Annotated in this window: 22 protein-coding genes; 7 read left to right on the forward strand and 15 right to left on the reverse strand. The window is 72.0% G+C overall.

The window, feature by feature from the left end; translation table 11 throughout:
• Window positions 1-123: 123 nt before the first annotated feature.
• On the forward strand, window positions 124-921 hold the full coding sequence (locus OG627_RS24625) for an EI24 domain-containing protein (protein WP_329068558.1): 798 nt from the start codon (window positions 124-126) through the stop codon (window positions 919-921).
• A 20-nt stretch (window positions 922-941) separates the two neighbouring features.
• On the opposite strand, the gene OG627_RS24630 is transcribed toward OG627_RS24625, so the two are convergent.
• Together OG627_RS24630 and OG627_RS24635 are read right to left on the reverse strand one after the other, a co-directional pair.
• Entirely contained in the window at window positions 942-2,291 is a 1,350-nt protein-coding gene (locus OG627_RS24630) for a pyroglutamyl peptidase (RefSeq protein ID WP_443073648.1), read from the reverse strand.
• 113 nt (window positions 2,292-2,404) lie between these two features.
• Window positions 2,405-2,989, reverse strand: coding sequence for a TetR/AcrR family transcriptional regulator (locus tag OG627_RS24635; RefSeq protein ID WP_329068560.1), 585 nt, complete (start codon window positions 2,987-2,989; stop codon window positions 2,405-2,407).
• A 116-nt stretch (window positions 2,990-3,105) separates the two neighbouring features.
• Between OG627_RS24635 and OG627_RS24640 the strand changes: the two genes are divergently transcribed.
• Window positions 3,106-5,577, forward strand: coding sequence for a beta-glucosidase (locus OG627_RS24640; RefSeq protein ID WP_329068562.1), 2,472 nt, complete (start codon window positions 3,106-3,108; stop codon window positions 5,575-5,577).
• A 132-nt stretch (window positions 5,578-5,709) separates the two neighbouring features.
• On the opposite strand, the gene OG627_RS24645 is transcribed toward OG627_RS24640, so the two are convergent.
• Together OG627_RS24645 and OG627_RS24650 are read right to left on the reverse strand one after the other, a co-directional pair.
• Window positions 5,710-6,693 carry an aldose epimerase family protein gene (locus tag OG627_RS24645; RefSeq protein WP_329068564.1) on the reverse strand — a complete coding sequence of 328 codons (984 nt, stop codon included), beginning with the start codon at window positions 6,691-6,693 and terminating at the stop codon, window positions 5,710-5,712.
• Window positions 6,694-6,920: 227 nt separating this feature from the next.
• Window positions 6,921-7,871: an SGNH/GDSL hydrolase family protein gene (locus OG627_RS24650; RefSeq protein ID WP_329068565.1), complete on the reverse strand. Its 951-nt coding sequence runs from the start codon at window positions 7,869-7,871 to the stop codon at window positions 6,921-6,923.
• A gap of 355 nt (window positions 7,872-8,226) precedes the next feature.
• Between OG627_RS24650 and OG627_RS24655 the strand changes: the two genes are divergently transcribed.
• A complete protein-coding gene (locus OG627_RS24655) occupies window positions 8,227-8,721 on the forward strand; it encodes a DUF3145 domain-containing protein (protein WP_329068567.1) in 495 nt (164 codons plus the stop codon).
• A gap of 110 nt (window positions 8,722-8,831) precedes the next feature.
• A complete protein-coding gene (locus OG627_RS24660) occupies window positions 8,832-9,707 on the forward strand; it encodes an NAD(P)-dependent oxidoreductase (protein ID WP_329068569.1) in 876 nt (291 codons plus the stop codon).
• A 36-nt stretch (window positions 9,708-9,743) separates the two neighbouring features.
• On the opposite strand, the gene OG627_RS24665 is transcribed toward OG627_RS24660, so the two are convergent.
• The 8 genes from OG627_RS24665 to OG627_RS24700 all read right to left on the reverse strand — a co-directional run bounded on the left by OG627_RS24665 (window position 9,744) and on the right by OG627_RS24700 (window position 17,571).
• Window positions 9,744-10,268 (reverse strand): hypothetical protein, encoded by a 525-nt coding sequence (locus OG627_RS24665; protein ID WP_329068570.1) that lies wholly within the window; start codon window positions 10,266-10,268, stop codon window positions 9,744-9,746.
• Window positions 10,265-12,076, reverse strand: a complete 1,812-nt coding sequence (locus tag OG627_RS24670) for an alpha/beta hydrolase (RefSeq protein WP_329068572.1) — start codon at window positions 12,074-12,076, stop codon at window positions 10,265-10,267. Before OG627_RS24670 ends, OG627_RS24665 begins: the two co-directional genes overlap by 4 nt.
• Window positions 12,077-12,085: 9 nt before the next feature.
• The gene (locus OG627_RS24675) at window positions 12,086-12,544 is read right to left on the reverse strand and encodes a hypothetical protein (RefSeq protein ID WP_329068574.1); all 459 of its coding nucleotides are present in this window, start codon (window positions 12,542-12,544) and stop codon (window positions 12,086-12,088) included.
• Between the two features lie 108 nt (window positions 12,545-12,652).
• Window positions 12,653-13,915 (reverse strand): beta-ketoacyl-ACP synthase II, encoded by a 1,263-nt coding sequence (fabF, locus tag OG627_RS24680; protein ID WP_329068576.1) that lies wholly within the window; start codon window positions 13,913-13,915, stop codon window positions 12,653-12,655.
• Window positions 13,916-13,991: 76 nt separating this feature from the next.
• A complete protein-coding gene (locus OG627_RS24685) occupies window positions 13,992-14,240 on the reverse strand; it encodes an acyl carrier protein (protein ID WP_114622715.1) in 249 nt (82 codons plus the stop codon).
• A gap of 79 nt (window positions 14,241-14,319) precedes the next feature.
• The gene (locus OG627_RS24690; protein WP_329068578.1) at window positions 14,320-15,321 is read right to left on the reverse strand and encodes a ketoacyl-ACP synthase III; all 1,002 of its coding nucleotides are present in this window, start codon (window positions 15,319-15,321) and stop codon (window positions 14,320-14,322) included.
• 13 nt (window positions 15,322-15,334) lie between these two features.
• Window positions 15,335-16,276 carry an ACP S-malonyltransferase gene (locus tag OG627_RS24695; RefSeq protein ID WP_329068580.1) on the reverse strand — a complete coding sequence of 314 codons (942 nt, stop codon included), beginning with the start codon at window positions 16,274-16,276 and terminating at the stop codon, window positions 15,335-15,337.
• 89 nt (window positions 16,277-16,365) lie between these two features.
• Entirely contained in the window at window positions 16,366-17,571 is a 1,206-nt protein-coding gene (locus OG627_RS24700) for a PucR family transcriptional regulator (RefSeq protein ID WP_443073533.1), read from the reverse strand.
• 39 nt (window positions 17,572-17,610) lie between these two features.
• On the opposite strand from OG627_RS24700, the gene OG627_RS24705 reads away from it, so the two are divergent.
• Window positions 17,611-18,270, forward strand: coding sequence for a pirin family protein (locus tag OG627_RS24705; RefSeq protein WP_329068584.1), 660 nt, complete (start codon window positions 17,611-17,613; stop codon window positions 18,268-18,270).
• A gap of 25 nt (window positions 18,271-18,295) precedes the next feature.
• Here the strand turns inward: OG627_RS24705 and OG627_RS24710 are convergent, their stop codons facing one another.
• Window positions 18,296-19,120 (reverse strand): serine hydrolase domain-containing protein, encoded by an 825-nt coding sequence (locus OG627_RS24710; RefSeq protein ID WP_329068586.1) that lies wholly within the window; start codon window positions 19,118-19,120, stop codon window positions 18,296-18,298.
• Between the two features lie 247 nt (window positions 19,121-19,367).
• Here OG627_RS24710 and OG627_RS24715 point away from each other — a divergent pair, with 247 nt between their 5' ends.
• A complete protein-coding gene (locus OG627_RS24715) occupies window positions 19,368-19,832 on the forward strand; it encodes a MerR family transcriptional regulator (RefSeq protein ID WP_329068587.1) in 465 nt (154 codons plus the stop codon).
• A gap of 6 nt (window positions 19,833-19,838) precedes the next feature.
• Window positions 19,839-20,867 (forward strand): aldo/keto reductase, encoded by a 1,029-nt coding sequence (locus OG627_RS24720; protein ID WP_329068588.1) that lies wholly within the window; start codon window positions 19,839-19,841, stop codon window positions 20,865-20,867.
• Between the two features lie 28 nt (window positions 20,868-20,895).
• Here OG627_RS24720 and OG627_RS24725 read toward each other — a convergent pair whose 3' ends face one another.
• The gene (locus OG627_RS24725) at window positions 20,896-22,110 is read right to left on the reverse strand and encodes an acyltransferase family protein (protein WP_329068590.1); all 1,215 of its coding nucleotides are present in this window, start codon (window positions 22,108-22,110) and stop codon (window positions 20,896-20,898) included.
• Window positions 22,107-23,270 (reverse strand): alpha/beta hydrolase, encoded by a 1,164-nt coding sequence (locus OG627_RS24730; protein ID WP_329068592.1) that lies wholly within the window; start codon window positions 23,268-23,270, stop codon window positions 22,107-22,109. The genes OG627_RS24725 and OG627_RS24730 overlap by 4 nt, the downstream gene beginning before the upstream one ends.
• Window positions 23,271-23,479: the final 209 nt, after the last annotated feature.

The following is a 23,479-nucleotide window of genomic DNA, read 5'->3' on the forward strand; positions in this document are numbered from 1 at the left end:
ATCCACAGTGATCGACGCTGATCGGTGTTGATCGTCAGGCAGGGTCTACCCGCTGCGCCCCCGAAGGACAAGAGGGGTTGGACGCCGGGAGGCACTGTCCGACCCCGCCGGTAGGCTGCCCCCATGCATGACCTCGGTGCGGGTTTCGGCTATCTGATCAAGGGCCAGCGGTGGGTCGGCCGCCACGGCCGCCGGTTCGGCTTCGGGCTGCTGCCCGGCCTGATCGCGCTGGCGCTGTACGCGGGCGCGCTCGTCGGCCTGGGGTACGGCGCCGACGATCTGACGGCCTGGGCCACCCCGTTCGCCGACGACTGGTCCTCGCCCTGGCTCGGGCTGTTCCGGGGCTTCCTGACCGCGCTCGTCTTCGCGCTCGGTCTCTTCCTCGCGGTGATCACCTTCACGGCCGTGACGCTGCTGATAGGCCAGCCGTTCTACGAGTCGCTGTCGGAGGACGTCGACCGCGAGGAGGGCGGCGAGGTCCCGGAGTCCGCCCTGTCGCTCTGGCGCGGGCTGTGGATATCCGCCCGTGACAGCGTCCGGATCCTGGTGCGGGTCGCGCTGTACGGCGTGCTGCTCTTCGCGCTCGGGTTCATCCCGGTCGTCGGGCAGACGGTGATCCCCGTGCTCGGCTTCTGCGTCACCGGGTTCTTCCTGGCGGAGGAGGTGACGTCGGTGGCGCTGGGGCGCCGCGACATCCAGCTCAAGGAGCGCCTCACCCTGCTCAGGGGCCGCCGGATGCTTGCCCTCGGCTTCGGCGTCCCGCTCGCGCTCGCCTTCCTCGTCCCCTTCGTCGCGGTCTTCCTGATGCCGGGCGCGGTCGCGGGAGCGACGCTGCTGGTGCGGGAGCTGACGGCGCCGCCGGAGGGCGACGAGGAGCCGGCGGCGCGTCAGCCGGACGTACCGGTCACGCTGAACAAGTAGTCGGGTCCGGCCGGGGGCCGTCAGGACGCCTCGGCCGCCACCCGGATGATGGTGCGCAGCTGCGCGATGATGTCGAGCCGGTTCCGCACGAACTCCGGATCGGTCACCGTGCCCGTCGCCGGATCGGTGTTCCCCGCCCCGAACTGGAGCACCGGCGTGTGCACATGGCCGCCCGGAATGTCCAGGCCCAGCCGGTCGCGCAGCAGCGTGGCCCGGTACGCGATCTCGTTGGACAGATAGTCACCGCCGCCCCCGGCGCGGGCCGCCGATCCGGGCGTCGGTCCCTCCGGCCGTACCACCGGGGCGGTGCCGCCCGCCGGGATCTCGGTGACCGACGTGTTGTCGTACACGGGGAAGCGTCCGGTGTCCGCCGCCGCGATCGCGCGGTACGGCAGGCTGGTCGTCGTCCACTGCGGCTGTGACGCCGGGTCGGTCACCGGTACGAGACCGGTCTCCGACACGTTCTCGTTGTCCCCGAACCCGCCGCGCCAGGCGCCGTTGAACCGCTCCACGTCGATCCGGCCCACCCGGCCCTGGCTGACCGTGGTGAAGAGATCGGCCCGGGCCAGCGGGCGGCGCAGGGCCTCCTCCACCGTGCCGTCGGCGAAGTCCTGCCAGCGCACGGGGAAGACGGCCGTCTCGATCCGGGCGGGCCCGTCGGCGGTCCTGATGACGGTCCCGTCCAGGGCCAGCGCGGTCGCCCCCGACGGATTGCTGATGCGGATGTCCCGGTCGAGGGTGAACGGGTCGAAGCCGGTCACGACGATCCGCTTGACGCCCTTGAGCCCCTTGCCGCCCTGGCCGCCCTTGCCGTTCGCGCCGTCTCTGCCGTCCCTGCCGTCCCTGCTGTCCTTGTTGGAGAACGTCATGGAGTCCTGGCCGCGCGACGATCGCTCCAGCTTCCCGAGCAGCCGGGAACGCGCCGCCTCGGACAGCCCGAACTGTGGCTGCCACTGCCGCAGTTCACGGGTCAGCGCGAGCCGCGCCCAGTACAGCGGCCGGTCGTCGTCCCGGCTCAGATCGCCCCGGGCCGGCCCACGCCCCTGCGCCCGGTCCACCGCGCGCTTCCACAACGCGGCACCGTGCCGTACGACGGTCCGCTCGGCGGCGGCCGGTGTGCGCGCGCCGCGCAGCGACCGTACGAACTCCGGCGCCACTTCGTCGAAGCCGGCGCGCCGCAGGATCTCGCGCGGCACGGCGCCGTCGAGGCGCTGCTCCTCGACCGTGAACGCGGCCGCGGGGGCGCCGGGTTGAGCGGTGGCGGCAGCGTCGGCGGCGGCGCCCGCCGGTGACGGCACGGCCAGGGTGAGGGCGGTGGCGGTGAGGAGTACGAGGGCGAGCCGCTCGGGCCGCGGTCGTATCCGGCCCAGGGGTGTGCGCCTTGCGAGTCTCACGGGGGTCCTTCCTTCGGGTGGCGGAAGTATCGCCTCCGCAACCCCCGGATGACCATGGCGCACCGCGGGCGGCGTGTCTCCGGCGCCCGTCAGGCCGACGGCCCGTGGCCCCCCGACCGCAGCAGCGCGAGGAAGTCGCGGAACGCCTTCGGCATGTCCACGGACGCCGGGTCCAGCAGCCACTGGTACTGGAGCCCGTCCATCACCGCCGTCAGCAGCGGAGCCGCCTGCTCCGGGGTGAGGCCGCCCGGCAGGCGGTCGCCGAACTCGTCGCGCAGAACCTCCGCCATGTCGTCGCGTACCTGCGCGTAGCGCTGTGTGAAGAACTCCCTGGCCGGATGGGACTCCGTCACGCTCTCGCCCAGCAGCGCCGAGAACGTCTGCACGATCCCCGGGCGCATCGCGTTGTACTCCACCAGCGAGGCCAGCAGCTCCAGCCGCCACCCCTTGCGCCCGTCGCCGCTGCCGCCCGTGTCCCACTGGTCGCGCTCCTCCAGGACGGCGACGAGCAGCGCCTCCTTGGACGGGAAGTAGTGCAGCAGCCCCTGCTGCGTCAGACCGACCCGCTCGGCCACCGCGCCCAGGGTCGTGCCCCGGTAGCCGCGCTCCGCGATGACTTCGAGGGCGGCGCGGAGTATCTCCGCGCGCCGCTCCTCACTCCTGGCTCGCCCCATCGGAAGCCGCTCCCTTCCCCGCGCCATTCAGTAACAAAAAGATTACGAACCCTACCGGTGTACAGATATGAGGCCCACCATGTAACCATCCACCACACCGACGAGGAGGTACGGACATGGCCGCACCCATCACCCGGGCCGACCGGGCGACCCAGGAGGACCGGGCGCGCGAAGAGGCCGTCGGGACGGCGCTCGGCAAGCTCGACCTGGAGGCCAAGGCCCGGCTCCTGGCCGGACAGGACATGTGGTCCCTGCCCGCGCTCCCCGGCATCGGACTGGCCTCCCTGGTCATGTCCGACGGACCCATCGGCGTCAGGGGGGTGCGCTGGACCGCCGACGACCCCTCGGTCGCCCTCCCGTCCCCGACCGCGCTCGCCGCCTCCTGGGACCCGGAACTGGCCCGCAGCGCGGGCAGGCTGCTCGCGCAGGAGGCCCGCCGCAAGGGCGTTCACGTACTTCTCGCGCCGACCGTCAACCTGCACCGCTCGCCCCTGGGCGGGCGGCACTTCGAGGCGTACAGCGAGGACCCGTACCTCACCGGCGAGATCGGCACCGGCTATGTCCTCGGCGTCCAGGACGGCGGAGTCGGCACGACGGTCAAGCACTTCGTCGCCAACGACGCCGAGACCGACCGCTTCACCGTCGACAACATCGTGGCCCCGCGCCCGCTGCGCGAGCTGTACCTCGCGCCCTTCGAGGCGATCGTGGCGAACGCCCACCCGTGGGGCATCATGGCCGCGTACAACCAGGTCAACGGTGCGACGATGACCGAACACCGGTACCTCCAGAACGACGTCCTGCGCGGCGAGTGGGGCTTCGACGGCTATATCGTCTCCGACTGGCTCGCCGCCCGCTCCACCGTGGGCGCCCTCCTCGGCGGCCTCGACGTCGCGATGCCCGGCCCGCGCACGGTGTACGGCGAGGCCCTCGCCGCCGCCGTCCTGGCCGGAGAGGCCGAGGAGTCCGCCGTGGACGAGGCCGTACGGCGCGTCCTGCGGCTCGCCGCCCGCGTCGGCATCCTCGACGGCGCGCCCGCCGCCGTCACCGAACACCCCGCGCCGGTCGACGGCGACGCGCTGGCCCGCGAGATCGCCCGGCGCTCCTTCGTGCTCGTACGCAACGAGAACGGCACCCTCCCGCTCGCACCCGGGGCGGACGGCACCGTCGCCCTCATCGGCGCCGCCGCCCGCGACGCCCGGGTGCTCGGCGGCGGCTCGGCCACCGTCTTCCCCGACCACGTCGTCTCCCCGCTCGACGGCCTCACCGCCGCCCTCCCCGACGGCGCGCTGACCTACTCCGTAGGCGCCGACCCCAGCGACGAACTCGCGGCTGCGGGCAAGGGGTTCGCGCTGCGCGCCGTCTGCCGCGCCGCCGACGGCCGGGTCCTGGGCACCGCCTCGGTCCCCGGCGGCCGGATCCAGTGGGCCGGCGCCGACCTGCCCGAGGGCGTCAGCCACGACGAACTCCACACCGTCGAGATGACCGGCCACTTCACCCCGCGCGAGAGCGGCGAGCACACCCTCGGCACCCAGGGCCTGGGCGGCTTCGTCCTCACCGTCGACGGCGAGGTCCTCTTCGACGGTACGGAGGGACTCGGCGACGCCTCCGACCCGTTCGAGGCGTTCTTCGGCTCCCCGGTGGAGCGCGCCCGCGCCGAGTTCACCGAGGGCAGGCGGGTCGAGATCTCGCTCCTGCACACCGTCCACAAGATCGAGGACGCGCCGATCAGCGCCGTCGCGTTCTCCCTGCTCCACCTCGGCCCGCGCCACGACCCCGACGAACTGATCGCCGAGGCCGTCGAAGCGGCGCGCACCGCCGCCACCGCCGTGGTGGTCGTCGCCACGACGGAGAGCGTCGAGTCCGAGGGCTTCGACCGTGCCAACCTGAAGCTCCCCGGCCGCCAGGACGACCTCGTGCGCGCCGTCGCCGCCGTCAACCCGCGCACGGTCGTGGTCGTCAACACCGGCTCCCCGGTGGAGCTGCCGTGGCGCGAGGACGTGGCCGCCGTGCTGCTCACCTGGTTCCCCGGTCAGGAGGGCGGCGCCGCGCTTGCCGACGTCCTGCTCGGCGCGGCGGAGCCCGGCGGCCGGCTGCCCACCACCTGGCCGGCCGTCCTGGCCGACGTACCGGTCTCGCGCACCACCCCCGCCGACGGCGAACTCCACTACGACGAGGGCGTGTTCATCGGCTACCGGGCCTGGGAACGGGCGGGCGCCACCCCCGCGTACCCCTTCGGCCACGGACTCGGCTACACCGACTGGGAGTACGAGACGATCACGGCGACCCCGGAAGAGGTCACCGTACGGCTGCGCAACACCGGCGCCCGCCCCGGCCGCGAGGTCGTGCAGATCTACCTCGCCCCCGTCGCGGACACCGTCGAACGCCCGGCCCGCTGGCTGGCCGGCTTCGCCTCGGTGGAGGCGGCTCCCGGGGAGAGCGTCGAGGTGCGCGTCCCGCTCCGGCGGCGCGCCTTCGAGATCTGGGACGAGGGCCCCGGCCTCTGGACGCTGATCCCGGGCGACTACGAGGTGCAGGCGGGCCGTTCCGTCGCCGACCGCCGGCTGAGCGGTGTGGTCGAGGCGGTCTGAGGCCGAGGCGGTCTGAGGCCGAGGCTGGGTCGAGGCCGTCTGTGGTCGGGGCGGTTCGAACGTACGGCCCCGGGGCGGACCTGACACCGCTCCGGGGTCGTATGCCGTGTCTCGCGGGTCGCGATCCCCGCGTCAGCGCACGCCGAACCCGTACGTGGTCGTGGACCGGAACTCCTCGCCCGGCCGCAGCACGGTGCTCGGGAAATCCGGCCGGTTGGGGGAGTCGGGGAAGTGCTGGGTCTCCAGCGCGATCCCGGCACCGGCGCCGTACGGCTTCCCGTCGAAGTGATCGCCGGTGTAGAGCTGGAGCCCCGGCTCGGTGGTGGAGACGGTGAGCACCCGCCCCGACACCGGGTCGTACAGCTCGGCGACGGGCTCGTCCCCGGCCGTCGCGTCGAGGACGTAGTTGTGGTCGTACCCCGGACCCAGCGGGCGCCGCTCACGGAAGTCGAAGCGCGTGCCGTCGACCGGCGCCGGTTCGCCGGCCGGCAGGGCGGCGGCGTCCACCGGAGTGATCCGGCCGGCCGCGATCCGCAGCTCGTGCCCGTCCGTCGCGGCGCCGCTGCTCTCGCCGGCCAGATTCCAGTAGCTGTGGTTCGTCGGGTTGAAGTGCGTCGGGGCGTCCGTCACCGCCCGGTAGTCGATCCGCAGCGCTCCGGACGCGGTCAGCGTGTAGGTGGCCGAGATCTCCAGCCGGCCGGGGAACCCCTCCTCGCCGTCCGGGCTGACCAGCGACAGCCGTACCCCGTGGTCACCGGCCCGCTCCGCGTCCCAGACCCGCCGGTCGAAGCCGCGCTCACCGCCGTGCAGGGTGTTCGGCCCCTCGTTGGCCGTCAGCCGGTGCACCACCCCGTCCAGGGTGAAGGCGGCGCCCGCGACGCGGTTCGCGTACCGGCCGATCAGCGCCCCGAGATAGGGCCCCCGGCCCGCGACGTAATCCTCGGCGTCGGCGAAGCCGAGCACCACATTGGCGGTGGTCCCGTCCCGTCCCGGCACCTCGGCGGACTGCACGGCACCGCCGTACGTCAGCAGACGCACCCGGGTACCGGCCCGTTCCAGGGTCCAGCGGTGGACGGGCTGACCCTCGGCGGTCGCGCCGACGCGTTCCGTGTTCATGACAGTCACGATCAAGAACTTTACGCCGATGGGGCCGCGTGGAGGGCAAACCGGGGGGCCGGCCCCGAGGACGGGGCTGATTCCGCCCGGTGACCAGCCAGGGGAGTTCGCCCGATCGGCCCGGAGACTTCGCCCGATCGGCCCGGTCACAGCGCCCGATCCGCCTGGGCAGCAGCCCGGTTACCGCGCCTGATCGGCCTGGGCGGCGGCCCGGTCGCCGCGCCTGATCAGCCCGGGTACTTCGCCGCCGTGACATTGCGGTACGCGATCTCCGCCAGCCGGCCCTGCCCGTCCTTGCTGGGGTGGAACCAGTCCCACTGGCTCAGCTGCTCGCCGGTGAACCGGTAGTCGAAGACCGCCCCGCCGTCGTACCGGCAGCGCGCGTCCTTCGCGCACACCTCCTTGAGCACCTCGTTGTACGCCACGACCCGCTCGTACACCGTCTCGCGCCGCTGCCGCGCGCCCTCGCTCATGTCCTGCGCGTCCCTGAGCATCGAGGCGCACAGCCCCAGCTTCCAGATCTGCCGGCCCAGCGGATTGCCGCGCCCGGTGGACCAGAGCCGCTTGAGGTCCGGCACGCTCGACACGTACACCTGCGCCTTGGGAGCCCCCGCGCGCAACCGGCGCATCGCGGTCTCGAAGGACGCCCGGAAGTCGGCGACCGGCGTCATCTGGCCGGTGGTCTCCCGGCAGGCGTCATTGGCGCCGGCCATCACCGTCACCAGCTCGGGCTTCTCCTGGGCGGCCAGCTCCATCTGGCCGGGCACATCGGCCATCCGGGCGCCGGTCGTCGCGTGGTTCCAGCTGTTCTTCTTCGCGGCGGGAGCGCCGAGGAGCCGCTCGGCGAGGCTGCGTACGCCGGGATCCGTGCCGGTCGCCCAGGACACCTCCGGGCAGTCGACGAGGACGGCGCAGGCGTCGAAACCCCGGGTGATGGAGTCACCGACCGCGGCCACCGACTCCGGGCTGCGGTTCCAGGCGGGGGCGGCGGTGTGCTTCTTCGTCGCGTCGGGGGTGGCGGAGCCGGAGGAGTCGCATCCGGCCAGCACCCCGGTCCCGGCGACGAGGACGGCGGTCAGCGCGGCGGTCGGGGCGGTGAGCCCGGCGCGGGCGCGGGGCCGCGCGCGACGGGTGGTGCGGCGGCGGGGGTCGCGGCTGCGAGGCGGCCTCTCCGGCATGGTGGTCCCTCCTCCTGCGTTCCGGCTCCTGGTGTTCCGGCTCCCTGGGTGTTCCGGGCGCCTGGTGTTCGAGCGCCTGGCGTTCCGGTCCCCCGGGCCTTCCGGGGAGGGTTCCGGCATCCGGCGGCGTCCTGCCGAGTGAAAGGTTCGCGGATATCCGCCCCGGGACCGACCGTACGTCACCGCGGCCACCCCGCCGCACGGTAGCTTTTCCCACGTCGAACCAGAGACACCTGATCCACGGCTCCGGTAAATTACATCACGTCACTTACTGTCCCTTTTGCGGAGTTTCACTCCCGATGCTGTTTACTGAGGCGCTGGGAAAGGCGAACCTCGTCCCACACTGGAGGTCCCGGTGACGACACGTGGAGTTCTGTACGTGCACTCCGCACCGCGCGCGATGTGCCCGCACGTCGAATGGGCGGTGGCGGGAGTGCTCGGCCTGCGGGTCCAGCTCGACTGGATCCGGCAGCCCGCCTCGCCGGGCACCTGGAGAGCCGAGGTCTCCTGGAAGGGCCGGGCGGGCACCGCCTCGAAGCTGGCCTCCGCGCTGCGCGGCTGGCAGATGCTCCGCTTCGAAGTAACCGCCGAACCCTGCCCGACGGCCGAGGGCGAGCGCTACAGCGCCACCCCTGACCTGGGCATCTTCCACGCCGTCACCGGAATGCACGGCGACATCCTGATCCCCGAGGACCGGCTGCGCGCTGCCCTGGCCCGTTCCCAGCGGGGCGAGACGCAGCTGGAGGCAGAGGTAGCGAAGCTGCTCGGCAAGCCGTGGGACGACGAGCTCGAACCGTTCCGCTACGCGGGCGAGGGCGCGCCGGTGCGCTGGCTGCACCAGGTGGTGTAGGGCGCGGGGCGGGGTGAAGGGGGAGCCCAAGAGCGCTGGAGCCGGGTCCCGGGGGCCGGGACCCGGGGTTCGCCGGGCGGGTGACCGGGGCGGGTCCTACGGTGGTGGTCATGACTGATCGACCGACTGTGGCCGTGCTGGGCGCCGGCATCATGGGCGCCGCGATGGCCCGTAACCTCTGCCGCACCGGACACGACGTCCGCGTCTGGAACCGTACCCCCGCCAAGGCCGAAGCCCTCGCCGCCGACGGCGCGACCCCCGCCGGGACGCCCGCGGAGGCGGTGACCGGCGCCGATGTGATCCTCACCATGCTGTACGACGGTCCGGCCGCCCTGGAAGCCATGACGGCCGCCTCGCCCGGCCTGCGCCCCGGCGCCGTCTGGCTCCAGTCGACCACGACGGGCGTCGAGGCCCTCGCCCCCCTGGCCGATCTCGCCCGCCACCACGGCCTGTCCTTCATCGACGCGCCGGTCCTGGGCACCAGGGCCCCGGCCGAGAGCGGCGACCTGCTGATCCTGGCGGCGGGCCCCGAGTCCGCGCGCGCCCCGCTGGCCTCCGTCCTGGACGCGGTCGGCAACCGTACGGTCTGGCTCTCCGAGGACGGCTCGACGGGCGCCGCCAGCAGGCTGAAGCTCGTCTGCAACAGCTGGGTCCTGGCCCTCACCAGCGGCGCGGCCGAGGCGATGGCCCTGGCGAAGGGCCTGGACGTCGACCCGCGCCACTTCCTGGACGCGATGGCGGGCGGCGCGCTGGACTGCGGCTACCTCCACGCCAAGTCCGCCGCGATTCTGGACGCGGACTACACCCCGAGCTTCTCGGTCACCACCGCCGCCAAGGACGCCCGCCTCATCGTCGCCGCCGGCGCCGCGGAGGGCGTCCGCCTGGACCTGGCATCAGCCTCCGCGGAACGCTTCCGCCGGGCGGAGGAGCAGGGGCACGGGGAGGAGGACATGGCGGCGACGTATTTCGCGAGCTTCGAGGAGTGACGTGGGCGCCTGTGTCCAGGCTTTGGGCCTCGGCGATCAGGAGTAGTCGACCTCTTCTCCGTCCGGGGCCTGGTAGCACGCTGAGATGACGTTCACAATGAGTTTCGGCTTTCCGTCCTCCCCTTCGCTCTGTTCCCAAAGCTCGACGTTGAGGCCGAGCTTCTTCTCAGCGTGATCTGCCGTCAACTCAAGCGTTTTGTCGCGGCTTGAATTGGGGCCGTACTGGACGATTTCCCATCCCTCGCCGGGGAGTTCGCTCTTGAGGCGGCGCATGGCTTTCCCCAGCTCCTCATCGGACGATCCCGTGATACTCCACGGGTGGTACACGGTGAAGAGTCGTCCCGGGTCGGCACCTTCGCATGTGGTCACGCCAGGGCCCGGCTCGGAGACCGCTCCCTTCACCGCGATGATGTCGAGGATCCGGCTGGAGGTTTTTTCAGCAGCTGATTTCACGTCGTCCACGGCCCGTGTTCCCTCGGGCTTGGGGCTGTTCATGCCGCATCCAGTGAGTGTGAGAGCCAGCGCCACACGGAGTAGTGTGCCGATACCGGGCCTGTTCATTTGAGTTTCACCTTGCCGTAGGCGCCGACGACAACAGCTGCCTGGTTCTTTAGACTCTCCGAGCCCGGGTTCCAGTAGTCACTGTGCCCGGATGTGTTCGTCCCCATCTGATTCGCGCCGAAGATTTCGTCACTGGGGATAATTCCCCTGATCGTCTGCTTGCCCGACGTGTACCCGTCCGGGCCAGACGGGCGGACGGCGTCGGTCTCCTGTGCGCCACCGTGCCCCCACCGACCGATTTCGGGCACCGGGTCGCCTTCGGCGTCCTCATTCCAAACGTGCCCCTCGGGGACGTCCAAATCCGTTGCCCTGCCGACTTGGACGCCCGGACTGCCGGCGAGCACCACGTCGTCGACGTTGAGGTCCCCCTGGCGTGCGGCCGAGCCGATGAGCGTGGTGCCATAGGAGTGGCCGATGGCTGTGTGATGGCCTCCGGACTCCATGGTGTTCGTGGTGTGGAGGCCACCCATGAACCTGCTGAAGTCCGGCGCGCCTTCGTTGGCGAAGTGGCTGTCCGGCGAATTCAGGACGATGTTCTGCGGCGCGTCATAGCCGAGCCATGTGACAGTCGAGACATCTCCGGCAGTCATGGAGTTCGCCTCCCGCCATACTCGGGTCATCCGATTGATGTCCCCCTCGATACCGCTGAGATTCGCCGTTGTGCCCGGCACATACACGGCTGTGTGATCCGCAGTATCGGGGTTCCCGTTCGCGATGATCGCCCGGCCGTTCCCTTCCGGGCTGAAACCTAGGAGATATGCCTCGGGCATTCCTTTGGCCCCGGTCTGGTCGAAGCGCTTCTGAATGGAATCCATTCCCTTGAGGGAGGCTTCCAGGTGCGCTTTCCGGTTCTCGTGCTGGTGATGCCAGTCGAGCCATTCGTCCGTGTATGCCAACCCATCCAGTCCCAGAGAACGGAACTTCGTGGGCTCCGGGGGGATCGCGGCCAGTTCCAACTGGTACTTGCCACGCGTCACGTCCAGCACCGTCCGGTTCGCCTCGTCGCGTACCTCGGCCGGTAGGCCGTCCAGGGCGCCCACTTGGGCCGGGAACATGGCGAGGTAGTCGGCCTTCTCCTGGGCCGAGAGGTTCGTCCACCACTCGGCGTTGTCCTCCGGGCCGCCGTTCTCGGGTGGGGCCGGGATGTCGTTCAGGTAGTGGGAGGCGACGTCGCGGATGTCCTGCATGTCGTGCGCGGCGTCGGCCCAGTCCGCGTTCGAGACCGTCAGGTCGTCGTCGGCCGTCAGACGGCGCAGGGCCGGTGCCCACTTGCGGTCGGCGGCTGTGGCCTCCGCCAAAGCCTCGCTGATGAGGTTGGCGCAGGTCTGGGCGTGTCGGAAGTGGGGGTTGGGGTGGAAGGTGCCCGCCTGGCGGGCGATCGCGGAGGCCACGTCGTCGGTCAGGCCGCCCGCCGTGCCGCCTTTCGGGCGGTGGCCGTCGGTCTCGTCGCCTGCCGCCGGGTAGCCGACCGAGCCGTCGGGGCCGATGGTGAACCTTCTGGCAGCGGCGTCCGCGAGGGCCGCGTCCAGTTTTCGCTTGGCCGGCAGGACGTCGGCGGCGAAGGCGCTGAGCCCCGTACTGACCAGACCGCATTCGACCTGGATGTAGTGGAAGTTCTTTGTCAGTTCGGCGAGCTGGGCGAGGGCTGCCTCGGCCGCCTCGCCCCTGAGCGATCCGCGCATCGCGGCGGCGATACCGTTCTCGACCTCGTCCTTGGTCCTGGCGGCCATCGCGCCGGCCGCCCGGTAGCCGTCCGCCGCCTCCTCGTACGCCGAGGGCTTGAGGGAGGTCAGTGCCGTGAGGTCCATCGCCCGGGCTCACCGGCCCCCGCCGGAACCGCCCGTGGCGGGAGTGTCCTCGTACGCGATGCCCAGCCGGTCGAAGTCCCGCCCGACGGCCTTGTCGTCCCCGCGCAGGTCGCTGCCCGCCTTCTTCAACTGCTCCTGGAGTTCGGCCACCCGCCCGGCCACCTTCTCCAGGTAGCCGTCCCAGGAACGGAAGACCGCGGCCTGGGCCGCCGCGCTCTCCACGCCGCCACCCTTCACGCCGCCGCTTCCCGCGTCAACGGCCCCCGTGCCCAGGGCCTCCTGGCCCTTCTCCAGTTCGCGCCGGGCTCTGGTGATGCCTCCTTCGAGCCGGCCGACGCCGTTGCCCGCCGCCGTCCACGCCGATCCGGAGGACGTCACGTCGCCCGAGCCATGCGCACCCACCCCCGCACCCGCACGGACCGCCGCGTCCTGTTTGAGCCGCTCCCACTCCGCCGCAAAAGACGTCATGTTCTGGCAACGACCCTACGTACGCGGGCGTCACGGCGCGTTACGCAAAGGCGCCCGGCCGGGGAAGATCCCGGCCGGGCGCCTTCGTGGCGACGGTCTGTCGCGTGCTCACACCGTACGCAGCGCCAGCACCACGTTGTGGCCGCCGAAGCCGAACGAGTTGTTGATCGCCGCGATCGTGCCGCTCGGGAGCGGGCGGGCCTCGCCGCGCACGATGTCCGCGTCGACCTCCTCGTCGAGGTCGTCGATGTTGATCGTCGGGGGCGCCACGCGGTGGTACAGCGCGAGGGCCGTCGCGACCGTCTCGATGCCGCCCGCGCCGCCCAGGAGGTGGCCGGTCATCGACTTCGTGGCCGAGATCGCGACATGGTCGAGGTCGTCGCCCAGGACCCGGCGCAGCGCCTTGATCTCGGCGACGTCGCCCTGGGGCGTGGAGGTCGCGTGGGCGTTGAGGTGCGCGACCTCGGCGGGCTTGAGGTCCGACGAGTCCAGCAGGTTCTGCATCGCCTTCGCGATCCCGCGGCCGGTGGGCTCGGGCTGGGCGATGTGGTGGGCGTCCGAGGACAGGCCCTGGCCCAGGACCTCGCAGTAGACGCGCGCGCCCCGCTTGGCCGCGTGTTCGGCGGACTCCAGGACGACGACGCCCGAGCCCTCGCCCATGACGAAGCCGTCGCGTCCCTTGTCGTACGGGCGGGAGGCCTCGGTGGGGTGTTCGTTGTTCTTGGACATCGCCATCATGTTGGCGAACGCCGCCATGGGCAGCGGGTGGATGGCCGCCTCCGTACCCCCGGCGACGACGACGTCGGCACGGCCGGTACGGATCATCTCCACGGCGTAGCCGACGGCCTCGGCGCCCGAAGCGCAGGCGGAGACCGGGGTGTGCACGCCCGCCCGGGCGCCCACCTCCAGGCTGACGTTGGCGGAGGGGCTGTTGGGCATCAGCATCGGCACGGTGTGCGGGGAGACCCGGCGCTCGCCGCGCTCCTTGAGCACGTCGTACTGGTCGAGCAGGGTCGTCACGCCGCCGATGCCGGAGGCGATCACGGTCCCGAGCCGGTCCGCGTCGACCGAGGTGTCCTCCCCGGCGCGCGCGGTGAAGCCCGCGTCGGCCCATGCCTCCCGGGCCGCGATCAGCGCGAACTGCGCCGAGCGGTCCAGCTTGCGGGCGAGCGGACGGGGCAGCACGTCGCCCGGGTCGACAGCCGCGGTGGCGGCGATACGGACCGGGAGGTTCGCGAAGCGCTCACCCTCCAGGGGGCGTACCCCGGAGCGGCCCGCGAGGAGACCTTCCCAGGTCGAGGCACTGTCGCCACCCAGCGGTGTGGTTGCGCCGATACCGGTGACGACCACGGTGCGATTGGTCGGGCTCACTGGAATTCTTTCTCCACGTGTAGAGGGTGCTGAATTTACGGCGCCACCACCGGGTGGCGTCAGCCGCACTGTCGGGTCAGGACTGGTGCTTCGCGATGTAGTCGGCGGCGTCGCCGACCGTCTTCAGGTTCTTGACGTCGTCGTCCGGGATCTTGACGTCGAAGCGCTCTTCGGCGGCGACGACGACCTCGACCATGGACAGCGAGTCGACGTCCAGGTCGTCGGTGAAGGACTTGTCCAGCTGGACGTCCTCCGCCGGGATGCCGGCGATCTCGTTGACGATCTCGCCGAGACCCTCGACGATCTGTTCCTGGGTGAAGGCCATGGGGCGCTCCTTTGTAGTAAGCGGAGGGATATGAGGGTGATAGGGAACAGCGGTTGCGGGCTCCGGAATGATCCGGTGCCTAGGGGAGGGTAACGACCGTCGCGGCGTAGACGAGACCCGCCCCGAAGCCGATGATGAGCGCCGTGTCTCCGCTCTTCGCCTGTCCGGTCGCCAGGAGCCGCTCCATCGCGAGCGGGATCGAGGCGGCCGAGGTGTTGCCGGTGGTCTCCACGTCACGCGCGACCGTGACGCTCTCCGGCAGCTTCAGAGTCTTCACCATCGAGTCGATGATCCGCATATTGGCCTGATGCGGGATGAAGACGTCCAGTTCATCCGAGGTGATTCCGGCGACGTCCAGCGCCTGCTGGGCGACCTTCGCCATCTCGAAGACGGCCCAGCGGAAGACCGCCTGGCCTTCCTGGGTGATGGCCGGAAACTTCTCCGGCCTGCCCTCACGGTAGTCGTCCCACGGCACGGTCTGCTTGATGGTGTCCGACTTGTCACCCTCGGAGCCCCAGACCGTGGGGCCGATCATCGGCTCCTTCGCCGGTCCGACGACCACGGCGCCCGCGCCGTCACCGAACAGGAAGGCCGTCGCGCGGTCCTCCGGGTCGGTCAGGTCCGAGAGCCGCTCCACGCCGATGACCAGGACGTATTCGGCCGAGCCGTCCACGATCATGCCCTTGGCCAGGGTCAGGCCGTAGCCGAAGCCGGCGCAGGCCGCGGAGATGTCGAACGCGGCGGGCCTGCCCGCGCCGATCCTGTCCGCGATCTCCGTCGCGATGGCCGGAGTCTGCTTGAAGTGCGAGACGGTGGAGACGATCACGCCACCGATCTGCTCGGGGGTGATCCCCGCGTCCGCGATCGCCTTGCCGGACGCCTCGGCGGACATCGCGGCGACGGTCTCCTCGGGGGAGGCCCAGTGGCGGCTGGCGATACCGGAGCGGGAGCGGATCCACTCGTCGGACGAGTCGATCGTTTCCAGGATCACCTCGTTGGGCACGACCCGGGTCGGGCGGTAGCCGCCCACACCCATGATCCGCGCGTACGGAGCGCCCTTGCTGGGCTTGATCTTCGCCATTGCTCTCTGGCTCCTATTCAGCCGTGGAGGAGTGTTCGGCGATCAGCGCGCGGGCGGCGTCGAGGTCGTCGGGGGTCTTCAGCGCGAGGGTCTTCACTCCCGGCAGCGCGCGCTTGGCGATGCCGGTGAGGGTGCCGCCGGGGGACAGTTCGAGCACCGCGGTCACGCCCCGTGCCTGGAAGGTCTCCATGCACAGGTCCCAGCGCACCGGGTTGGCGACCTGGCCGACCAGCCGGGTCACGATCTCGGCCCCGGTGGCGACGGCCCGCCCGTCGCTGTTGGAGACGTACGGTACGAGCGGATCGGCGGCGGAGACGGAGTCCGCGGCGGCTTCGAGCTGCTCGACGGCGGAGGCCATGTGGTGTGTGTGGAACGCCCCGGCGACCTTGAGCGCGACCACGCGCCGTACGCCCTCCGGCTTGTCCTCGGCCAGCGCGGCGAGCTGTTCGAGCGTGCCCGCGGCGACGATCTGGCCGGCGCCGTTCACGTTCGCCGGCGTCAGGCCGAGCTTGTCGAGGTGCGCGAGCGTGGTGTCCGGGTCGCCGCCGAGCAGCGCCGACATACCGGTCTCCGTGACGGCGGCGGCCTCGGCCATCGCCAGTCCGCGCACCCGTACGAGCCGCATCGCGACGTCGTCGTCCAGCACACCGGCGAGCGCCGTAGCGGCCAGCTCACCGACGCTGTGGCCGGCCGTGACACCGACGTCACGCACGACGTCCGCGGTGGTGGGGAAGAGCTGACGCGCCGACAGCAGCGCGGCGGCCACCAGCAGCGGCTGGGCGACCGCGGTGTCGCGGATCTCGTCCGCGTCGGCGTCCGTGCCGTAGTGGACCAGGTCGAGGTCGAGCGCGGCCGACCACGCCCGCAGCCGGGCTTCGGCACCGGGCAGATCGAGCCAGGGAGTCAGGAAGCCGGGCGTCTGAGCGCCTTGGCCGGGAGCGACGAGTACGAGCACCCTCACACTCTCTCTTGTGGACGGCCCTCGCCGCCCGTGGGGAGGGGAACGAAGAACCGCTGGGGGAATTGTTGGAGTACGACAAAAGTCTAGGACCGTGGATCGCCGTCGGCCAAGCGTCCCAGGATCAATGCGATCCTCAGTGTGAACGCCGACCTGACGTCGGACGGTGACCACCCGGTGACGTCAGTCACACGTCGGAGCCGGTAGCGCACGGTGTTGGGATGTACGAAGAGCATCCGCGCGGCACCCTCCAGACTGCTCGCCTGCTCCAGATAGACACTCAGAGTCTCCAGCAGCGCCGACCCCGCCTCTTCCAGCGGTCTGTAGATCTCCTCCACCAACTGCTCGCGCGCGGCAGGGTCGGAGGCGATCGCGCGCTCCGGCAGGAGATCGTCCGAGAGGACCGGCCGCGGGGCGTCCTGCCAGGCGAAACACGCCTTCAGCCCGGCGGCTGCGGCCTGCGCCGACTTGGTGGCGGCCAGCAGATCGGGCACGACCGGGCCCGCCACGACGGGACCCGCCGCATAGGGGCCGATCAGGGCCTTGGCGACCTGGAGCGGGTTGTCGCTGCCGCCGGCGATCACCACGAGCCGGTTGCCCAGCACCCCCGTGAGCACCTGGAGCTTGGCGTGCCTGGAGGCCCGGCGGATCGCCTCCACCGTCAGCTCGCTGTCCCCGTCGGGGGCGGTGCCGAGCAGTACGCAGACGTGTTCCGGGGAGTTCCAGCCGAGCGCCGCCGCCCGCGAGATCGTGCCCTCGTCGGCCTCACCGGAGAGCACGGCGTTGACCACCAGCGACTCCAGCCGGGCGTCCCACGCGCCGCGCGCCTCGGCGGCCTGCGCGTACACCTGGGCGGTCGCGAAGGCGATCTCCCGCGCGTAGACCAGCAGCGCCTCGCGCAGCACGGCCTCGTCACCCGGGGCGGCGACCTCGCCGACCGCGCTCTCCATTACCTCGATCGAGGTACGCACCATCTCCACGGTCTGGCGCAAAGTGATCGCCCGCGTCAGCTCGCGCGGCGCCGTACCGAAGACATCGGTCGAGATGGCCTGCGGGGCTTCCGGATGCCGGAACCACTCGGTGAACGCGGCGATCCCCGCCTGGGCGACCAGCCCGATCCACGAACGGTTCTCCGGCGGCATCGCGCGGTACCACGGCAGCGTCTCGTCCATGCGGGCGATGGCGTCCGCGGCGAGCCGGCCGGAGGACCGCTCCAGCCGCCGCAGTGTCGCGGGATGCGGATGCGGACGGGGTTCGTTCGAGGCTTCTGGCACGGGACAAGACTGCCTCATCGTGACAGGAGGGTGCGGGCCCGGGGCTACGGTGGGGCTGTGATTCTCGTACGGCACGCGGCCCAGCGGTACGCCGGGGGCGACCCGGCGGCAGGCATCGAATCCCTGCACGCCTTCTCCTTCGGGCGGTTCTACGACCCGGACAACCTGCGCTTCGGCGCGCTCCTCGCCTGCAACGAGGAGCGCCTCGCGCCCGGCGCCGGCTTCGACGAACACCCGCACAGCCAGACCGAGATCGTCACCTGGGTCGTGACGGGCGAGCTGACCCACCGCGACTCGGCGGGACACGCCACCGTGGTGCGCGCGGGCGACCTCCAGCGGCTCGGATCGGCCTCCGGGGTACGGCACGTGGAGCGCAACGACGGCCCGGACCCGCTGGTCTTCGTACAGATGTGGCTCGCGCCCCTGGAGCCGGGCGGCGAGCCCGCGTACGAGGTCGTGCGGGACGTCGAGGACTCGGTTCCGTACGCCGTGGAGCGGGCCGGGGCGGTGCTGCGCGTGAGCCGTCCGGGCGCGGGCGAACGCCGCGCCGTGCCCGAGGCGCCGTGCGTGTACGTCCATGTGGTGCGCGGCGGCGTACGGCTCGCGGAAGAGCCCCTGGGCCCCGGGGACTCGGCCCGGATCACGGACGGGGCGGGGCTGGAGCTGGTCGCGGGCCCGGCGGGCGCCGAAGTGCTGCTCTGGGAGCTGCCGGGCTGAGCGGCGGTTACGGGCCCGGTGGGGGTCAGCCCGCGCGCAGCTCCGCCAGCACCGCGTCCGTGAACGGCGGCCACGCCTCGACCGCCCACGGCCCGAAGGGCCGGTCGGCCAGCGCCACGCACGCCGCGCCCGCGTCCGGGTCGACCCACAGGAACGTGCCGGACTGGCCGAAGTGCCCGAACGTGTGCGGCGAGGACGAAACGCCCGTCCAGTGCGGGGACTTGGCGTCCCGGATCTCGAACCCCAGCCCCCAGTCGTTGTTCTTCTGGTGCCCGTAGCCCGGCAGCACCCCGGCGAGCCCGGGGTGGACGACGGTCATGGCCTCCAGCACCGTCCGCGCGTCCAGCAGCCGGGGCGCCTGGAGTTCGGCGGCGAACCGGATCAGGTCGTCCACGGTCGAGACGCCGTCCTTGGCGGGCGAGCCGTCCGTGGCCAGGGAGGTCGCGGCCATGCCCAGCGGTTCGAGCACCGCCTCGCGCAGATAGTCGGCGAACGGGATCCCGGTCACCTCGGCGACATGCGCGCCGAGCACCTCGAACCCGGCGTTCGAGTAGAGCCTGCGGGTGCCGGGAGCGCCGACGGTGCGGTGCTCGTCGAAGGCCAGCCCGCTGGTGTGCGCGAGCAGATGCCGGACGGTGGCCCCCTCGGGCCCGGCCGGCTCGTCCAGCTCGACGGCGCCCTCCTCGTACGCCACCAGCACCGCGTACGCGGCCAGCGGCTTGGTCACGGAGGCGAGCGGGAACCGTCGCGATGCCGGGCCGTACGATCCGACGACGGTGCCGTCCGCCCGCACGGCGGCGGCGGCGGCGGTGGGTACGGGCCAGTTCTCGATCATCGTCAGGCTCTGCATGGCGACGAGCCTAACCAGAGCCTCGGCTACAGCCTCAGCCGCATCGCGTCGGGGGCGGGGACGAAGCCCAGCGACGCGTACAGGCCCTCGCCTCCACCGACGCGTGCGGGCGGACCAGTTCTTCGGCGTCGGCCGGTACGGCGGAACGTGCGAGGCTCATGGGGCAGCACGCCAACCGGCCACGCCACGAAACTCGTGCCCTTTTCGGCTTGCTTGGAGTGCACTCCAAGGATTTAGCGTGGAAGACATGACGCTGACCGAGAGCAGCCCCGTACTGATGGACGGCGCGCAGTCCTGCGCCTCGCCGCCGCACAGGCATCCGCGCGCCGACGGTGACGATCAGTACACGATCAGCGAGGTGGCCGCCCTCACCGGCCTCACCGCGCACACGCTGCGCTGGTACGAGCGCATCGGCCTGATGCCGCACGTCGACAGGTCCCACACCGGCCAGCGCCGCTTCCGCAACGCGGACCTGGACTGGCTCTCCTTCGTCACCAAGCTGCGGCTGACCGGAATGCCCGTCGCGGACATGGTCCGTTACGCCGAGCTGATCCGGGTAGGAGACGAGACGTTCGAGGAGCGCCGGGAGCTGCTGGCGCGGACCCGGCGCGACGTCCTGAACCGGATCGCGGAGCTTCAGGACACGGTCGCCGTCCTCGACTACAAGATCAGTTTTTACGCGGACGCCCACAAGGCGTCGGAGAGGGTCTGAACCCTGATGAGCGACAACAAGAGTGACAGCAGGATCGAGAAGGTACGTCTCGGCGCCGGCGGTCCAGAGGTCGGCTCCCAGGGGCTCGGCTGCATGGGCATGAGCTGGGCGTACGGGCCGACGGACGCCGACGAGGCGCGGGCCACCCTGGAACGCGCGCTGGAGCTGGGCGTCACCCTGTACGACACGGCGGACGTGTACGGCGACGGGGAGAACGAGAAGTTCCTCGCGCCCTTCGCCAAGGCGCACCGCGACGAGATCGTCCTCGCCACGAAGTTCGCCCTGGGCACCGACCCCGACGACCCCACGAAGCGGACCATCCGCAACGACCGCGCGTATCTCCGCGCCTGTGTGGAGGGCAGCCTCCAGCGCCTCGGCGTGGACGAGATCGACCTCTACTACATGCACCGGTGCGATGTGCGCGTCCCCATCGAGGAGACGGTCGGCGCCATGGCCGAGCTGGTGGCCGAGGGCAAGGTCAAGTACCTGGGCCTGAGCGAGGTCACCGGCGGCGAGCTGCGGGCCGCGCACGCCGTGCACCCGATCACCGCCCTCCAGTCCGAGTGGTCGCTGTTCAGCCGCGACGTCGAGGCGAACGCGGTCCCGGCCGCAGCCGAACTGGGCGTGGCGCTCGTGCCGTACTCCCCGCTCGGCCGGGGTTTTCTGACGGGCGCGTTCGTCAACGCCGACCAGGAGCTGACCGCCGACGACTTCCGCCGTCAGCAGCCCCGCTTCACCGGCGACAACGCGGCGGCCAACGCCGCGCTGCTCGAACCCGTACGGAAGATCGCCGAGGGGCGCGGCGCCACCCCGGGCCAGGTCGCGCTGGCCTGGGTGCAGCAGCAGGCGCCGCTGCACGGGCTGGCCGTCGTCCCGATCCCTGGCACCCGCAGGCGGAGCCGGATCGAGGAGAACGCGGGGGCGACGCACCTCATCCTGACCGAGAGCGAGATGCGGCTCCTGGAGCCGATCGCCGCCAAGGTCGCCGGCGACCGCTACGCCGACATGACCTTCACCTCGGCCGGCCGCGCGTAGCACCCGCGCCCAGCACCACGTCCGGGGGTCAGAGGGCCCCCAGCGCGTACACCGCGAAGCCCGCCGCCAGCAGCCCGGCCGCCGCGCGGCGGGCCCGCGCCGCACGCGTCCCCGCCGCCCACGGGCCGTCGAAGGCGCGGGCGTGGCGCCCGATGAGGACGAGCAGGGCGGCGAAGAGCGGCATCCACGTCAGCCGGGCCACGATCCAGCCGGGCGAGTCGGGCGCCGTGGTCAGCCCGGTCACCGCGCCGCCCAGCGCGGCCCCGGGCACGGCGGCGGCCAGCATCGCCGTCTGGTGCCAGCACAGGATCGTCATCGCCGACAGATTGACGACGACCACCGGAGCCCACAGCGCGGGCCGCCGCAGCAGGGCCCCGATCCGGTCGCGGAGCAGGATCGCCGCACCGCTCTGCGCTGCGGCCAGGGCGAGGACCAGCAGCGACGGCGGATGGGAGTTGGTCCGTACCTCGCCGGGCACCCCGACCATCGACGCCGGATAGTGGAAGACGGCCAGCAGCGCCGCGAACAGCAGCGCGCCGCCGACGAGCAGGGCGCGCGCCTCGCGCCGGCCGACGCGCCCCTCGCCCCAGGCGACGCCCAGCTGGTACGCGAACAGCCAGCCCGGCAGGATGTTCACCAGGCTCAGCCAGGACGGTACGTCCTGCGCGTACGGCCCGTACCGCAGGAAGTCCACCACCGCGACGCTCCCCAGCAGCGGAGCCGCCGCCCAGACCCCCATCCGCCGCGCGGCGCGCACGCAGTACGGGGTCAGCGCGGTCACCCCCACGTACACCCCGACGAACCACAGCGGCTGGATCACCAGCGTCGTGCCGGTCCGCAGCGTGGTGCCGGGCACGCCGAGCGCGTACAGCACCGGGAGCAGCACCGCCCAGACCGCCGTCACCCCGAGCACCGGCCTGCCCAGCCGCACCAGCCGCTGCCGCAGCCAGGCGCCGGTCGTGGACTTCCGGCGGCGGTACGAGAGCACGGACGCGTACCCGCCGACCAGGAAGAAGATCCCCAGCATCTGGAGCACCCAGCTGACCGGCGCGAGGCCGCCGAAGGCGGAGAGCGGGCTCGCGTTGCGCAGCGCGCCGTCCGCGTCGAGGGTGAAGCCGCCGAGCAGCCAGTGCCCGGTGGGCACGGCGAGCAGCGCGAGGGCGCGCAGACCGTCGATCGCGCGGTCGCGGTGGGCGGGGGTCCGCGCCTCGATCGCCGCGACGGTCGTGGCGAGCGTCGTCATCGGACGGTCCTTTCCGTCCGGCCCTCAGCGGTGGCCAGGTTCCGGGCGGTGGCGCGGTCCTGAGCTTTGGCCCGGCCCTGGTCCATGGCCTGGTCCATGGCCTGACCCATGGCCTGACCCATGGCCCGGCCCTGGGCTATGGCGGCGAAGGCGCGCAGCGAGTCGGTGCCGGGCGCGAAGTAGCCGGTGTGGCCCTGGGCCAGGGAGGCGGGCACCCGGCGGGCGCCGAAACCGGAACCGGCCGGATCGGCGCCGTGGCCGAGCCCGGCGAACTCGACGTTCGGGACCTTGGAGATCCAGTCGGATTCGTCCTTGGCCGCCCAGACCCGGGCGCCGGTCCGCAGCCCCGCCACATCACCGGCGCGCATTCCGGGGGAGCCGAACACCACGATGTCGGAGGCGTTCACCTGGTGGGCCGCGAGCCCGCACACCACCGAGCCGTAGCTGTGGCAGAACAGCACCGGCTCGTGGGCGCCGACCGCCGCGAGCCCCCGGGTGAAGCGGACCAGCCGCCCGGCCCCCGCCTCCGCGAGATCCCCGGTGGCCGCGTCGAGCCCCACCCCGACCGGGGTCGTGTAGCCGGTCCAGGCGACCACGGCGGTACGGTCGCCGGTCGCGTCCCGCAGCGACGCGGCCATGCCTGCGGGGGTGCCGTACGGATCCTTCGCACGGTCGAAGGTCGCCGCGTCGATGTCGGCGCCGGGCACGACGACGGACACATGGCGGGCCGTCTCCAAGTCCCCGTACACCTCGGCCACTTGACCGCGCCCCCGGGGATCGAAGGCGAGGATGTGCCGGCCGGGAGCCGCGAGCCGTTCGTGGCGCGGGCTGTGCTCGGCGCGGATCGCCCGCGCGTTGGCCGCGTACCGGAGGGTGACCGGGGCGCCGTCGAGATTGCCGACGACGAGCGGGTGATGCCTTGCCAGGGAGTCTTTCTGACGCACCGTCAATTGCCGGAAGAAGGCGGCCACCTGGCCGGGGGACGCGGTGGCCGGATCGGGCAGCGGCCGGCCGAGAGAGGTGTCGGCGCGCCAGGCCGCGCTGCCGGGCGGCGGCCCGGTCACCGCCCGCTGCGCGGTGCCGGACGCCCAGCCCGCCGTTCCCGCGACCACGGTCGCCGTCAGCGCGGCGGCGGCCAGGGTCCTTCCGTAACGGCGCATACCCGTCTCCCTCTTCCTGCTCGTTCCATGGGGTGGCGAGGAAGAAGGTAAGGAGAGGGTGTGCGGCCGGGCGTCACCCCGAGAAGCCAACTGCCCGGTGATACCGGGGTATTACCGGTAGGGGGCCGGGATCCGCCGCGAGGCCCGTACGAGTGCGGGATCCGCCGCGAGAACCGGTGCCGGTACGAGACGAGTACGAGACGGGTGCG

This window comes from Streptomyces sp. NBC_01429 (genome assembly GCF_036231945.1).
Lineage (GTDB): Bacteria > Actinomycetota > Actinomycetes > Streptomycetales > Streptomycetaceae > Streptomyces.

What these genes read in the sequence shown, in the direction of transcription:
- OG627_RS24625 (WP_329068558.1), top strand. Translation starts at nt 124, where the DNA reads ATGCATGACCTCGGTGCGGGTTTCGGCTATCTGATCAAGGGCCAGCGG.
- OG627_RS24635 (WP_329068560.1), bottom strand. Translation starts at nt 2,989, where the DNA reads ATGGGGCGAGCCAGGAGTGAGGAGCGGCGCGCGGAGATACTCCGCGCC.
- OG627_RS24640 (WP_329068562.1), top strand. Translation starts at nt 3,106, where the DNA reads ATGGCCGCACCCATCACCCGGGCCGACCGGGCGACCCAGGAGGACCGG.
- OG627_RS24645 (WP_329068564.1), bottom strand. Translation starts at nt 6,693, where the DNA reads ATGAACACGGAACGCGTCGGCGCGACCGCCGAGGGTCAGCCCGTCCAC.
- OG627_RS24650 (WP_329068565.1), bottom strand. Translation starts at nt 7,871, where the DNA reads ATGCCGGAGAGGCCGCCTCGCAGCCGCGACCCCCGCCGCCGCACCACC.
- OG627_RS24660 (WP_329068569.1), top strand. Translation starts at nt 8,832, where the DNA reads ATGACTGATCGACCGACTGTGGCCGTGCTGGGCGCCGGCATCATGGGC.
- OG627_RS24665 (WP_329068570.1), bottom strand. Translation starts at nt 10,268, where the DNA reads ATGAACAGGCCCGGTATCGGCACACTACTCCGTGTGGCGCTGGCTCTC.
- OG627_RS24670 (WP_329068572.1), bottom strand. Translation starts at nt 12,076, where the DNA reads ATGGACCTCACGGCACTGACCTCCCTCAAGCCCTCGGCGTACGAGGAG.
- OG627_RS24675 (WP_329068574.1), bottom strand. Translation starts at nt 12,544, where the DNA reads ATGACGTCTTTTGCGGCGGAGTGGGAGCGGCTCAAACAGGACGCGGCG.
- OG627_RS24685 (WP_114622715.1), bottom strand. Translation starts at nt 14,240, where the DNA reads ATGGCCTTCACCCAGGAACAGATCGTCGAGGGTCTCGGCGAGATCGTC.
- OG627_RS24690 (WP_329068578.1), bottom strand. Translation starts at nt 15,321, where the DNA reads ATGGCGAAGATCAAGCCCAGCAAGGGCGCTCCGTACGCGCGGATCATG.
- OG627_RS24700 (WP_443073533.1), bottom strand. Translation starts at nt 17,571, where the DNA reads ATGAGGCAGTCTTGTCCCGTGCCAGAAGCCTCGAACGAACCCCGTCCG.
- OG627_RS24710 (WP_329068586.1), bottom strand. Translation starts at nt 19,120, where the DNA reads ATGCAGAGCCTGACGATGATCGAGAACTGGCCCGTACCCACCGCCGCC.
- OG627_RS24715 (WP_329068587.1), top strand. Translation starts at nt 19,368, where the DNA reads ATGACGCTGACCGAGAGCAGCCCCGTACTGATGGACGGCGCGCAGTCC.
- OG627_RS24720 (WP_329068588.1), top strand. Translation starts at nt 19,839, where the DNA reads ATGAGCGACAACAAGAGTGACAGCAGGATCGAGAAGGTACGTCTCGGC.
- OG627_RS24725 (WP_329068590.1), bottom strand. Translation starts at nt 22,110, where the DNA reads ATGACGACGCTCGCCACGACCGTCGCGGCGATCGAGGCGCGGACCCCC.
- OG627_RS24730 (WP_329068592.1), bottom strand. Translation starts at nt 23,270, where the DNA reads ATGCGCCGTTACGGAAGGACCCTGGCCGCCGCCGCGCTGACGGCGACC.